This window comes from Microbacterium canaveralium (assembly GCF_047238045.1).
Taxonomy (GTDB): Bacteria; Actinomycetota; Actinomycetes; order Actinomycetales; family Microbacteriaceae; genus Microbacterium.
This window is the reverse complement of the sequence record NZ_JBDFMA010000003.1, coordinates 1,084,418-1,097,739: the sequence shown is the minus strand read 5'-3', so window position 1 is coordinate 1,097,739 and position 13,322 is coordinate 1,084,418. Positions and strand designations below refer to the sequence as shown.

Below are 13,322 nucleotides of genomic sequence, written 5' to 3'. Positions count from 1 at the left end.
TTCCGCAGACCTGGCCTCCGTGGGCAGCGAGAACCGGGCCCACGTGCCATCTGCCGCACCCGAGCCCACAGCCCGGCCTCGTCATCTGCCATGTCAGAGCCGGGCGAGGAGTTGCTCTGCGAGCTGGATCGCGACATCCGGTTCCTCCAACGATGAAGGCGTGACGACGAGCAGGTTCGTGCCGTCGCTGACCCACAGGAAGGACGCGCCACCATCGTCGACCTTGGCGAGGACCGTCACCGAGTACGCCTCGACGGCTCCTGACACCGTCACGGGAGTCGATCTGTCCGCGGCGGCGACCATCTGGTCGAGACCGACAGCACCGCCGGGTACGAGCCAGACCTGAGCGTCCCATGTCGACGTCGGTCGAGACAGAGTGATCGTGCAGGCTCCGTCCGCCTTCGCAGTGTCCGGCTCCGCGGTCACGCTCGTCGCGGTGTCGTAGCCGGACACGGTCGGATCTATCCACGACGTCACATCCACGCAGTCCCACGGAGACCACCACGCCGACGTCGGGGTCGCTGTGACGCCCGCGGGATAGTCGCCCGCTCTCGCGAAGATCTGGTCGAGCAGGGTGCTGGACCGCGTGGCGGTGACGTCGGGCGACTGTGTTGTGAGCTTCGCCCAGACCTGTACCCAGACCCGCACCCCGTCTTCGACCCGGGTGAGTGTGCAACGGCCGTTCTCGTCACATCCCTCGGTAGCGAACTGGTCGGATTCGGGCGCGGGGAGCGATTCCGTCGACGGAAGGACGGCGACGTTCACGGTCGCGGCCCAGCGCTCATCGGATGACACCCACGCACAGAAGACGCCACCCCGCACCGTCGCCCTGGTGTCATGCCGGATGAAAGTGACGTCGTACATCGGATGACCCGTGGCCGCGGCCAGTTGCTCCGACGTGAGGACGTTGTCGCACGAGTCGCCGAACGGTGCGCGTCCAACTGCCGTCACGGCGGTCGCGGCGGGGGTCGGCACGGACGTCGGGGGCGGAGTGGGACTCGGCGGGACGGTCTCGGTGGTCACCGGCGTCGGCGTCGGGGTCTCCGCGATCTGCGGTGCTGACAGCGTCGACGTCGCGACCACACCGCCGGCGATGGCAACCACCAGAACCGCCGCGATCGACCCCGCGATCCACGCGTTCCGGTGCGCACCGGCCGGCTTGATATCGCGCGCTCCGCCGAGAATGCGAGAGCGCAAAGCGGCCCGCTCATCGGGCGTCAATTCGTCGTTCATGCCTGCACCCCTTCCCGGGCCAGATCGTCACGGAGCTTCGCTTTCGCCCGCGCCAACCGCGACTTCACCGTCCCCGCCGGGATGCCGAGGGCCTGCGCCACTTCGCGCTCAGAAAACCCCTCCAACACCGACAGCACCACCACGGACTGCTCCCGCTCCGGCAAACGCTTCAACGCCGCCATCACGTCGCTGTCGTCCTGCTCGTGCGACACCGGCTCGGCAACCGGCGCACGATCCAACAACGCCCGATACCGACGCCCCGACCGCTCCAGATTCCGCGCACAATGCGCCACCGTGTTCAACAACCACGGCAACGGCGACCCATCGACCAGCCGCACCGACGCACGCTTACGCCACAACTCGAAGAACGCCACCGTCACGGCATCCTTCGCATCCTCCCGATGCGTCAACAACCGCGACGCATGCCGGAACAACCGCCCCTCATACCGATCGAACAACCCCGCGAGCGCAAGCTCATCCCCCAGGCGCACCCGAGCCCACAGCCCGGCCTCGTCATCTCCCACACTCTTCAGTGTCCGGCAGACGCCGATCGGTTCCCTCCGGCGAGGCAGGTTCGATAACGAAACGGCAACGTCCCCGAACCCGCGCGCACAACCTAGGGTGAGGGCATGCGCCCCCGCTGGATCGCCCTGCTCAGCGCGTCGATCGCTGTCCTGGTGGGCGTGATGGCGTGGGTCGCCATCGGTGCGGGGATCGGCGTCGGCACCGGCATCCTCGCCACGACACGGAACAGCACGGAGGCCTCGCCCGACTTCACCACGACGGATGTCTTCACCGTCACCGCGGACGGCACGCTGACGCCGCACCCGGACTCACGGGCCGGCCTGGTCTGGGAGCACCTCCTCCGAGTGACCACCCCCGCGTTCGCGACGTCCATGATCACCCAGTACGAGACCGGCGACGACCCGGACAGCGACACCCTGGCGTACGTCACGAGCGCGGCCGACCCGAGCAAGTGGGTCTTCGCCACCAATCTGGCGTACGTCGACGACGCCGATCTGCTGCTCTCGACGCTCGTCCACGAGTACGCCCACATGCTGAGCCTGGGGGCCGACGACACCGACGCCACCGCAACGGAGTGCGACACCGAGTGGGCGGGCGCCGGATGCCTGCTCCCTGACGCCGACCTCGAGCGGTTCGCAAAGCAGTTCTGGGCCGATTACACCGACGCTCCGGCGCGCGACAACGTCGACGTCGACGTCGCGTGGGACTTCTACCAGGCGCACGAGGAGGACTTCGTGGACGATTACGCCGCGACAAACGCCTCCGAGGACTTCGCCGAGACCTTCGCGGCGTACGTGGTCGAACCGGGAACGGATACCACGGACTCCGTGATCGCCGAGAAGTTCGCGTTCTTCGCCGCTCTGCCCGAGTACGCCGGGGCACGCGAGCGCATCCGCGCAGAGTTCGGTCTGGACTGACCGCCCGACGGCGGACCGTCGCTCGGACCCCGCGGAACGCGACGCGCCGTCAGTCCGCCCGGCGCCGCCCGGCGTGCAGCACCGTTCGCACGAGGAGGCCCGCCAGCAGTGCCCAGAATGCCGCGCTGACGCCGGCCACGGCGACACCGGAGGCCGCGACGAGAAAGGTCACGACCGCAGGAATCCGCTCACCGGGGTCATCAATCGCCTGCTGGATCGCCGAGCCGAACGCGGCGAACAGCGCGACACCCGCGACGGCGGGGATCACCCCCGCCGGGGCCAGCAGCACGAGCGCGGCGAACGCCGACGACAGGACCGCGAGCACGAGATAGGATCCACCGGCCGAGATGCTCGCGAGCCACCGACGGTTCGGGTCGGGGTGGGAGTCGGGTCCCGCCGCGATGGCGGCGCTGATCGCCCCCAGGTTGATGGCGTGCGCCCCGGCGGTCGCGCCGAGCGCCGAGCCCAGTCCGGTGACGATCATGGCGGGACGCCACGGGACCGCGTATCCGAGGCTCCGCATCACGGCGACCCCGGGCACGTTCTGCGACGCCATCGTCACCACGAACAGCGGGATGCCGATGCCGACCACTGAGCCGAACGTGAGGGTGGGGACCACGAACTCGACGCGGGGAACGAGGGTCGCCGGGTCCACCTGCGCGCCCGACCGGACGATCCCGATCACGATCACGACCGTGGCCGCCACGAATGCCAGCGGCACGGCCCACCGGGGCAGCAGCCTCGCGGCGACGAGCCACACGACGAGGACCGGCGCGACCCCCCACGGATCGGAGAGCAGGCCCGTGAACGGTGCCACGCACAAGGGAAGCAGGACGCCCGCGAGCATCGCCTGCGCGATCGACGGCGGGATGCGGGCGATGAGCGCGCCGAGCGGCGGGAAGAACCCTGCGAGCAGGATCAGCGCCGCCGACACCAGGAACCCGCCGACGACCGCGGGCCATCCGCCGTCCACCGCGCCGGTCGCCGCGAGGAGGGCCACTCCGGGGGTGGACCACGCGATCGTGATCGGCATCCGGTACCGCGCACCGACGAAGAGGCATCCGAATCCCACCACGACGCACAGGGCGAGGAGCCCGCTGGCGGCCTGGTCCGCGGTCGCGCCGACAGCCCGGAGCCCCGTGAGGACGACGGCGAACGTGCTCGTGAATCCCACGAGGGCGGTCACCACACCGGCGATGAGCGGGCGGGAGGCGGGCGCGTCGGAAGCGAGGGAAGCGGTCATACGGCTTCCGACGCTATCGGGTTCGGCGCGACCTCCCTGCGGGCCACCGCCGAACAGGTGGACTCGTCAGGACGTGACGACCTGCGCGGTGCCGACGGCGGCGTCCGGGCCCATCTCGTCGGCGAGGCGGTTGGCCTCTTCGATGAGGGTCTGCACGATCTCGGCCTCGGGCACGGTCTTGATGACCTGGCCCTTGACGAAGATCTGGCCCTTGCCGTTGCCCGACGCCACACCGAGATCGGCCTCACGGGCCTCGCCCGGGCCGTTCACGACGCAGCCCATGACGGCCACGCGCAGCGGCACGGTCATGTCTTTGAGGCCCTCCGTGACGTTGTCGGCGAGGGTGTAGACGTCGACCTGCGCGCGTCCGCAGGACGGGCACGAGACGATCTCGAGCTTGCGCTCGCGGAGGTTGAGCGACTGCAGGATCTGGTGGCCGACCTTCACCTCTTCCGCCGGCGGCGCCGACAGCGAGACACGGATCGTGTCCCCGATGCCCTCGGACAGCAGGATGCCGAAGGCCGTCGCGCTCTTGATGGTTCCCTGGAACGCGGGACCGGCCTCGGTCACACCGAGGTGCAGCGGCCAGTCTCCCCGCTCGGCGAGGAGGCGGTAGGCCTTCACCATGACGACGGGGTCGTTGTGCTTGACCGAGATCTTGAAGTCGTGGAAGTCGTGCTCTTCGAACAACGACGCCTCCCACACCGCGCTCTCCACGAGCGCTTCCGGGGTGGCCTTGCCGTACTTCTCGAGCAGGCGGCGATCGAGCGACCCGGCGTTCACGCCGATGCGGAGCGAGACGCCCGCGTCCTTGGCGGCCTTCGCGATCGCCCCGACCTGGTCGTCGAACTTGCGGATGTTCCCCGGGTTGACGCGCACCGCGCCGCACCCGGCGTCGATCGCCTGGAAGACGTACTTCGGCTGGAAGTGGATGTCGGCGATGACGGGGATCTGGCTCTTCTTCGCGATGATGTGGAGCACGTCCGCGTCGTCCTGCGACGGGACGGCGACGCGCACGATCTCGCACCCGGATGCCGTGAGCTCGGCGATCTGCTGCAGGGTGGCGTTGATGTTGGTGGTCGGAGTGGTCGTCATCGACTGGACGCTCACGGGGGCGTCACCGCCGACGAGGACCTTGCCGACCTTGATCTGGCGGGTCTTGCGACGGGGAGCGAGGACCTCCGGTACGCGGGGCATCCCGATGTTCACTGCAGGCACGTCCACAGCCTACGCCGCCCCACCCGGGCGGGGGCTGAGGGCCGCTCTGTGATAAATTCGGCGGCATGCGCGCGTATACCGGCTGGTGGCCCACCGTCTAGGCGGTGAGCACGCGTGCGACAGACCGCCCTCCCTCGGGATCGGGGCGGTCTTCGTGTTTCCGGCGGCCGCTCCGGACCCTCGATCACTGACGGAAGTACTTCGATGACCGGGCCCGACCCCTCCTCCTTGATCCACGATCTCCTCGCCGGTAGTGAGCCGTTCGCGCTGATCGCCCGCGACGACGCGACGGTCGAGGTGCTCACCGGCACCGTCGTCGACGTCGAGCTGCTCGCCGACATTCCGCTGATCGACGACGAGGGCTCGCCGCGCGAGGTGCTCGCGCTCGTCCCCTTCCGCCAGGTGCGCGAGCGCGGATTCGTCTGCCACGACGACGGCGCGCCGCTGCGCTGCCTCGTGATCGAGGAACGGATGCCACTCCCCCGCGCCGAGGCCCTGGCATCCCTCCCCTCCACCCCCGTGGCCCTGCAGGACGCCGGGTTCGACATCGACGACGAGGCGTACGCCGACATCGTGCGCCGGGTGATCGCCGACGAGATCGGGCGCGGCGAGGGGGCGAACTTCGTCATCCGCCGCGACTTCGTCGCCGGTGTGGACGCCGATCCGCGGGTCGCGGCGCTCACGTGGTTCCGCGCGCTCCTCGAACACGAGAAGGGCGCGTACTGGACGTTCGCCGTGGTGACGCCCGGTCACATCGCGGTGGGCGCGAGCCCCGAGGCGCACGTCAGCGCGCGCGACGGCATCGTCACCATGAACCCCATCTCGGGCACGTTCCGTCACCCGCGCGGCGGCGCGACGGCCGAGACGCTCGCGGAGTTCCTGCGCTCGACCAAGGAGACCGAGGAGCTCTTCATGGTCGTCGATGAAGAGCTGAAGATGATGAGCGCCGTCTGCAGCGACGGCGGCCGGATCACCGGGCCCCACCTCAAAGAGATGTCGCGCCTGACCCACACCGAGTACATGCTGCGCGGCCGCAGCACGCTCGATCCGCGCGACATCCTGCGCGAGACGATGTTCGCGCCCACCGTCACCGGCTCGCCGATGCAGAACGCCTGCACGGTGATCGCGCGCCACGAGACCACCCCGCGCGGGTACTACTCGGGCGTCGCCGCGCTGTTCACCCCGAACGGCGCGACAGAGGGGCCGACCCACGACCTCGACGCGCCCATCCTCATCCGCACGGCGTACCTCGTCGACGGACGCCTCCGCGTCCCCGTGGGAGCGACCCTCGTGCGTCACTCCGACCCGTACGGCGAGGTCGGTGAGACCCACGGCAAGGCCGCCGGGGTGCTCGGCGCGATCGGAGCGATCCCCCGCGACTCCGCTCCGGCCGCCGCGCCCGACGCCGACCCGGACGCCCCGGTCGCCCCGCGCCGCCCGCTCGCCGAGGATCCCGCGATCGCCGAGCTCCTGGCATCCCGTAACGAGCGCCTCGCACCGTTCTGGATGAACCCGCAGGACCCCGACGGCACCGGCCCGTTCGCGGGGCGCACCGCCCTCGTCGTGGATGCCGAGGACCGCTTCACCACGATGCTCGCGCATCAGCTCCGCCACCTCGGACTCGACGCCCGGATCGTGCACTGGTCGGAGGCGACCGACGCCGAGGTGGATGCCGCCGACCTCGTGGTCGCGGGCCCCGGCCCCGGCGACCCGCGCGACCACGACAGCGCGCGCATCACCGCGATGCGGGCGGTGGTGTCGCGCCGACTGTCGCACGGGGCCCCGTTGCTCGCCGTGTGCCTCAGCCACCAGATCCTCGCCGATCAGCTGGGCCTCGGTCTGGCGCCACTCGCGCAGCCGCACCAGGGCCTGCAGAAGAGCGTCGACGTGTTCGGGGAGCCCGCGTCCATCGGGTTCTACAACACCTTCACCGCCCGGCTACCCGAGACGCTCCCCGAGGGTGTCGAGATCGCGGCGGACGAGGACACGGGCGACGTGTACGCCCTGCATGGCGAGCGTTTCTCCAGCGTCCAGGGTCACCTCGAGTCGATCCTGTCGCGCGACGGCATGCGCACACTCGAGCGACTGATCGCCGCCGCCCTCTGACGCTGCGGGGATCGCGCCCCCTACAGCAGCTGCACGGGGTTGAAGATGTCGGCGAGGAACAGGACTCCGCCCATGCCGATGAGCAGCACGACCACGACGAAGGTCACGGGCACGAGCTTGGTGGCATCCACCGGTCGGGCGACTCTGCCGCGCACACGAGCGAACCAACGCTTCAGGCCGTCCCACAGAGCGACCACGACGTGTCCGCCGTCCAACGGCAGCAGCGGGATGAGGTTGAAGACGAAGAGGGCGATGTTCAGCGCCGCCAGCAGCCCGATGATCGACTGGACGCGGGCGAGGATGGGCGCATCGACCGCCGCGAACTCCCCCGCGAGGCGCCCGGCGCCGACGACGCTGAGCGGGCCGTTGGGATCGCGCGGTTGCCCCGTGAACAGGTCGACCGCGGTGTCGTAGACGCGTACCGGCAGCTGCGTCATGATCTGCGCGACCTGCCCGACCTGCTGGATCGTCGCCTCGGGCCCCACCCAGATGGGCTGGGGGACGAGCGCCGACTGCGGTCTGAGGCCGGCGAAACCGACGGTCTCGTACTGCGGGGCGCCGGCGGCGTCCACGACGGGCTGTCCGTCCGCGCCCGTCACCGCACGGTCGGTGGTGATCGGGGTGATCGTGAGGGTCTGCTGCGCGCCATCGCGCTCGACCACGACCGGCAGGGTCTGATCCGGCGAGCGCTGGATGATGGCGGCCGCCTCATCGAACGTCGAGACCGGGGTGCCGCCGATCGAGACGATCGTGTCGCCCGGAAGGATACCGGCGGCGGCCGCCGGGGCCGTGGGGTCGCTCGGCTGGCAGTCGGACCGCTCCGCACTCGCGGGGATCACGCACTGCGAAACGGAGGCGACCGTGGTGGTGCCCTGCGCGACGCCGATGGCGCTGAAGGCGACCGCCGACAGTACGAACGCCAGCACCAGGTTCATCACGGGGCCGCCGAGCATGATGATGACGCGCTTCCAGACCGGGAGCTTGTAGAAGACGCGATCCGTACCGGCGATCATCGTCTCGGCGTTGGCATCGCGGGCGTCCTGGATCATCGTCGCGAACAGGCGCGAACGGCGCGTCGGCTGCGCGTCGCTTTCCGGCGCGGGCGGGTACATCCCCGACATCGAGATGAATCCACCGAGCGGGAGGAGCTTGACGCCGTACTCCGTCTCGCCGATGCGGCGCGACCACAGCGTCGGGCCGAACCCGATCATGTACTGCCCGACGCGCACGCCGAACAGCTTCGCGGGCAGCAGATGCCCGATCTCGTGCAGGGCGATCGAGACGGCCAGGCCGATCACGAGCACGAGCACGCCGATGAGGAAGGCGATCGCGGTCACCTGCCGACGATACCGCCGCCGCCCTTGGAACCTCCCGTGCGGCGCCGATGCGAGGGCTGTGCGGGGGCGGATGAGACAATGGCAGGGATGCCGACCGACACGCCCTCTCACCTCCCGCCCGTCCTCCGGCCCGAGCACCCGCCGCGCCGCGATCTCTCGGAGCTGGCCCGCCGTTTCGGCGAGCGCAGCATCGGCGACGTCGAGGGGACCGTCCTCACGGGCATCACGCTCGCGACCGCGGATCTGCGCGCCGGTGAGGCTTTCGTCGCCATCCGTGGAGTGAACCGCCACGGTGCGGAGTTCGCCGGTGTCGCCGCCGAGCGGGGAGCCGTCGCCGTGGTGACGGACGAGGCGGGCGCCGACATCGCCGCGTCCACGGGTCTCCCGATCGTGGTGGTCGAAGACCCTCGCGCGTTGCTGGGCGACCTGTCGGCCTGGGTCTACGGCACCGGTCCCGATGACGACCTCCCCCAGCTCCTCGCCACGACCGGCACGAACGGGAAGACGAGCGTGTCGCACCTGCTCGAGGGCATCCTGGGTCAGCTCGGGGTCGTGACCGGCCTGTCGTCGACGGCCGAGCGACACATCGCGGGCGAGGTCATCGTGTCGCGGCTCACGACGCCGGAGGCGTCCGAGTTCCACGCGCTTCTCGCCCTCATGCGGGAGCGAGGCGTCGAGGCCGTCGCGGTCGAGGTGAGCGCGCAGGCGTTGACGCGGCACCGTGTGGACGGGCTCCTCTTCGACGTGGCGGGGTTCACCAACCTCACGCACGACCACCTCGACGATTACGCCGACATGCGCGAGTACTTCGAGGCCAAGCTTCCCCTGTTCCGCTCCGACCGCTCGCGTCGCGGTGTCGTCTGCTTGGACTCCCCCGCGGGTGCGGAGATCGCGGCGCGGGCCGACATCCCGACGGTGACGATCGTCACTCCCGCCATCGCCGCCGACCCGACCGCCGAAGCCGACTGGACCGTCGACATCGTCGACGAGCGCCAGGACGGCACGGAGTTCACCGTCCGCGACCGCGGCGGACGCTCGCTCACGACCGTCGTCCCGGTGATCGGTCGACACATGGCGGCGAACGCGGGCCTCGCGATCGTCATGCTGCTCGAGGCCGGCCACACGTGGGAGGCCCTGACCGCGGCCCTCGACGGTGGCCGGATCGCCGCCTCTCTTCCCGGTCGAACCCAGCTGGTGTCCGGTCCGGACGGACCGGCGGTCTACGTCGACTTCGGCCATTCCCCCGACGCGTTCGAGAAGACGCTCGCGGCGGTGCGGCGCGTCACTCCGGGCCGCGTCGTGATGCTGTTCGGCGCCGACGGCGACCGCGACGCGACGAAGCGCCACGACATGGGACGCACCGCGGTCGAGGGCAGCGACATCCTCATCGTCACCGACCACCACCCCCGGAGCGAGAACCCGGATGCCATTCGCGAGGTGCTCGTGGAGGGGGCTCGTCGGGCGCGGCCCGATGCCGAGATCCACGAGTTCACCCCGCCCGAGCGCGCGATCCTCGAGGCCGTGAAGCTCGTCGGCGAGGGCGACGCGATCCTGTGGGCCGGCCCGGGACACCAGGACTACCGCGACATCCGCGGCGTCCGCACCCCGTACTCGGCGCGCGAGCTCTCCCGCCGCGCGTTGCGCGCGGCCGGCTGGTCGGTGCCCGAGCCCCACTGGCCCGTACCGTACCCGGTCGATCACACCCCCTCGTCCGACCCCGAGCGGCCGGTCGACTTCCCCGCCTGAGTCGGCGGGCCACTCGAGCCGCCCCGCGCACCTCCGTGCGGCGGCGCGGGTCAGAGTGCGGCGATGACGGCGTCGGCCGTGCGGCGGGCCCACGCCTCGGCGTCGGCGAGCGACTCGCGGGTGAGCGTGTCCGGTGCATCGTGGCGCTCGACGACGCGCTCGATGACCTCGACGATGCCGAGGAAGCTCAGGCGACCCTCGTGGAAGGCGTCCACGGCCTGCTCGTTCGCGGCGTTGAAGACGGCCGGGTAGGTGCCGCCCGCTCGGCCGACGCGCTTGGCGAGGGCCACGGAGCCGAACGCCTCTTCGTCGAGCGGTTCGAACGTCCACTGCGTCGCGGTCGTCCAGTCCAGCGGCACCCCGACGCCCGAGATCCGGTTCGGCCAGTCGAGGCCGAGCGAGATGGGAAGGCGCATGTCGGGCGGCGAGGCTTGGGCGATCGTGGATCCGTCGAGGAACTCGACCATCGAGTGCACGATCGACTGGGGGTGCACGACGACGTCGATGTGCTCGTACGGCACGTCGAACAGCAGGTGCGCCTCGATGACCTCGAGGCCCTTGTTCACCAGCGTCGCCGAGTTGGTCGTCACGACGCGGCCCATGTCCCAGGTGGGGTGGGCGAGCGCTTGCGCGGGCGTGACCTCGGCCAACTCGTCCCTCGAGCGACCGCGGAAAGGACCTCCGGATGCCGTGAGCACGAGTCGACGCACCTCGTCCGGTTCGCCCGATCGCAACGCCTGCGCGATCGCGGAATGTTCGGAGTCGACGGGGACGATCTGCCCGGGCGCGGCGAGGCGCGTCACCAGATCGCCGCCCACGATCAGCGACTCCTTGTTCGCCAGCGCGAGCGTACGCCCTTCCTCGAGAGCAGCGAGCGTGGGACCGAGCCCGACCGACCCGGTGATGCCGTTGAGCACCACCTCGGCTGGCACGTCACGTACCAGGTGCTCGGCTTCGACGGCCCCGAGCGCGATGTCGTCGACGCCGAACTCCGCCGCCTGCGCCTCGACGCCCGCGCGGTCGCTGCCGGCCGCGAGCCCGACGACCTCGAACCGGTCGGGGTTGGCCCGGATGACGTCGAGCGCCTGGGTGCCGATCGAACCGGTGGAGCCGAGGATGACGACGCGACGCATCCGCTCAGCCTACTGACCGGTCGCCGCCGCGTGCTGGACTCCGAGGATGTCGACGACGAACACGAGCGGTGCGTTGGCGGGAATGGTTCCCTGCCCCTTGTCGCCGTATCCGTCCGACGCCGGCATGACCACGAGGACCTGCGAGCCCACGGTCTGGCCCTCGAGCGCCTTCCGGAATCCGGGGACGACGCCGGTGGTCGCGAACTCGGCGGGCTGACCGCTCTGCCAGCTGGAGTCGAACACGGTGCCGTCGTCGTAGAGGGCACCGGTGTACTGCACGATGACCTGGTCACCGGGGTTCACCACGTCGCCGTCTCCCTGGCGCAGGTTCGTGACACGCGTCTCGGTGGGGGCAGGGGCGTCGGGCATGGTGATGGTGGGCGCGCCCTTGTCGTCGAAGGTCACGGTCGGCATTCCTTCGGCCGGGGCGACCTCGGTGCCATCGGCGCGCGTGGGGAGCTCCTCGATGGCGTCGGCCACGAGGACGAACGCCGGAGAGCCCTCACCGAGCGCACCCGCGGGGAACGCCGAGACCGTGCGCGAACCGATCGTCGCGCATTCGAGAGCCGCGCCGAAGATCTGCTGCGAAGAGATCAGGGTGTCCATACCGTCGGGCGACGTCGTCTGGGACTCGAGCTGCACCTCACCGGTGGCGGCATCCATGAGCGTGTAGTTCGCGCGGAGCACGTCGCCGGCCCGCACCTGCTGACCGGAGCCTTCGATGAGCGTGGTGCGCTCGAGTCCGTCCGGCGCGTAACCGTCCGGGAGGGTGACCTGAACCTTGCCCTTGAAGTCGCCCGAGACCTGCACGTCGCTGGACACCTCGCCCTGCGACAGCGCGCTCTGGCAGGCGCTCGCGTCGGCTGAGCCACTGGCATCCGGAGTCGGGCTCTCGTTCGACGAACCGGAGCACCCCGCCAGGAGGAGAACCGCGGCGGCGGCGACGGACAGGGAAGCGATCGGGCGGATGCGCACGGCAGACCTCTCGGAGACGACGGGAACCGTCTCATCATCCCCCATCCGGCTTTGGTGCCGCTGGGAGCCTCATGCGCGGCGACGCATGCGGCGCACAGTAGCCTCGACGGGTGAGTTCCGACGAACCGGGCGGCACCCCCGCCGTCCCACCGAAGCAGATGGGCGCGGCCTACGGCCTCGGGCGCTTCTTCATCGCCCCGCTCGCGCGCGCCGTCTACCGGCCCCGCGTCGAGGGTCGCGACAACGTCCCGCGCACGGGACCGGTGATCTTCGCGAGCAACCACCTTTCCTTCATCGACTCGATCGCGATTCCCGTCGCGTCACCCCGCCCCGTGCACTTCCTGGCCAAGTCGACCTACTTCGAGAAGTGGGCCTCACGGCAGTTCTTCACCGCGATCGGCGCCATCGCCGTCGAACGCGGTGCGGGGCAGGCGGCCCTCGACGCCCTCGATCAGCAGCGCGCGCTGCTCGAAGACGGTCGTGCCGTCGCGCTCTATCCGGAGGGCACGCGTTCGCTCGACGGGCGCCTCTACAAGGGCCGCACGGGGGTCGCGTTCCTGGCCCTCCAGACCGGCGCGCCGGTCGTGCCGGTCGGACTCATCGGCACCGACAAGGTCATGCCCGTCGGGGCGAAGGTGCCCACCACGAAAGAGCGCATCACCGTGCGCTTCGGCGAGCCCCTCGACCTCTCGCCCCACGGCGCTGCCTCCTCGGGTCGCGCGCGCCGAGCGGCGACGGACGAGATCATGGCCGCCATCCACGCGCTCAGCGAACAAGAACTGGCCAACGCCTACAACGAGGTGCCCGCGCAGAACGCCATCGAGCGCATCAAGCAGGTCCTCCCTCACGAGCGCATCTGAGCGGACGCCCTTGACGCGACGCCTCCCGG

The 13,322-nt window shown here is 70.4% G+C and carries 11 protein-coding genes; 4 read left to right on the top strand and 7 right to left on the bottom strand.

Annotation, left to right across the window (positions count from 1 at the left end; genetic code table 11):
• Nucleotides 1-93: 93 nt before the first annotated feature.
• The gene (locus tag ABC271_RS06090) at nt 94-1,233 is read right to left on the bottom strand and encodes a hypothetical protein (RefSeq protein ID WP_412924001.1); all 1,140 of its coding nucleotides are present in this window, start codon (nt 1,231-1,233) and stop codon (nt 94-96) included.
• Nucleotides 1,230-1,757, bottom strand: a complete 528-nt coding sequence (locus ABC271_RS06085) for an RNA polymerase sigma factor (RefSeq protein WP_412924000.1) — start codon at nt 1,755-1,757, stop codon at nt 1,230-1,232. The genes ABC271_RS06090 and ABC271_RS06085 overlap by 4 nt, the downstream gene beginning before the upstream one ends.
• Before the next feature lie 105 nt (nt 1,758-1,862).
• Between ABC271_RS06085 and ABC271_RS06080 the strand changes: the two genes are divergently transcribed.
• Complete coding sequence (locus tag ABC271_RS06080; RefSeq protein WP_412923999.1) at nt 1,863-2,675, top strand: M90 metallopeptidase family protein; 813 nt, start codon at nt 1,863-1,865, stop codon at nt 2,673-2,675.
• 49 nt (nt 2,676-2,724) lie between these two features.
• Here ABC271_RS06080 and ABC271_RS06075 read toward each other — a convergent pair whose 3' ends face one another.
• Complete coding sequence (locus ABC271_RS06075) at nt 2,725-3,918, bottom strand: benzoate/H(+) symporter BenE family transporter (protein ID WP_412923998.1); 1,194 nt, start codon at nt 3,916-3,918, stop codon at nt 2,725-2,727.
• A 66-nt stretch (nt 3,919-3,984) separates the two neighbouring features.
• Nucleotides 3,985-5,136 carry a flavodoxin-dependent (E)-4-hydroxy-3-methylbut-2-enyl-diphosphate synthase gene (gene ispG / locus ABC271_RS06070; RefSeq protein WP_412923997.1) on the bottom strand — a complete coding sequence of 384 codons (1,152 nt, stop codon included), beginning with the start codon at nt 5,134-5,136 and terminating at the stop codon, nt 3,985-3,987.
• Nucleotides 5,137-5,340: 204 nt separating this feature from the next.
• Between ispG and ABC271_RS06065 the strand changes: the two genes are divergently transcribed.
• Nucleotides 5,341-7,242, top strand: coding sequence for a chorismate-binding protein (locus ABC271_RS06065; RefSeq protein ID WP_412923996.1), 1,902 nt, complete (start codon nt 5,341-5,343; stop codon nt 7,240-7,242).
• A 20-nt stretch (nt 7,243-7,262) separates the two neighbouring features.
• On the opposite strand, the gene ABC271_RS06060 is transcribed toward ABC271_RS06065, so the two are convergent.
• A complete protein-coding gene (locus ABC271_RS06060; protein WP_412923995.1) occupies nt 7,263-8,579 on the bottom strand; it encodes a M50 family metallopeptidase in 1,317 nt (438 codons plus the stop codon).
• A gap of 87 nt (nt 8,580-8,666) precedes the next feature.
• On the opposite strand from ABC271_RS06060, the gene ABC271_RS06055 reads away from it, so the two are divergent.
• Entirely contained in the window at nt 8,667-10,325 is a 1,659-nt protein-coding gene (locus ABC271_RS06055) for a Mur ligase family protein (protein WP_412923994.1), read from the top strand.
• 50 nt (nt 10,326-10,375) lie between these two features.
• Here ABC271_RS06055 and dxr read toward each other — a convergent pair whose 3' ends face one another.
• Entirely contained in the window at nt 10,376-11,458 is a 1,083-nt protein-coding gene (dxr, locus tag ABC271_RS06050) for a 1-deoxy-D-xylulose-5-phosphate reductoisomerase (RefSeq protein WP_412923993.1), read from the bottom strand.
• A gap of 9 nt (nt 11,459-11,467) precedes the next feature.
• The gene (locus tag ABC271_RS06045) at nt 11,468-12,478 is read right to left on the bottom strand and encodes an FKBP-type peptidyl-prolyl cis-trans isomerase (protein WP_412923991.1); all 1,011 of its coding nucleotides are present in this window, start codon (nt 12,476-12,478) and stop codon (nt 11,468-11,470) included.
• A gap of 113 nt (nt 12,479-12,591) precedes the next feature.
• Here ABC271_RS06045 and ABC271_RS06040 point away from each other — a divergent pair, with 113 nt between their 5' ends.
• Nucleotides 12,592-13,293 carry a lysophospholipid acyltransferase family protein gene (locus tag ABC271_RS06040; RefSeq protein WP_412926110.1) on the top strand — a complete coding sequence of 234 codons (702 nt, stop codon included), beginning with the start codon at nt 12,592-12,594 and terminating at the stop codon, nt 13,291-13,293.
• Nucleotides 13,294-13,322 lie beyond the last annotated feature (29 nt).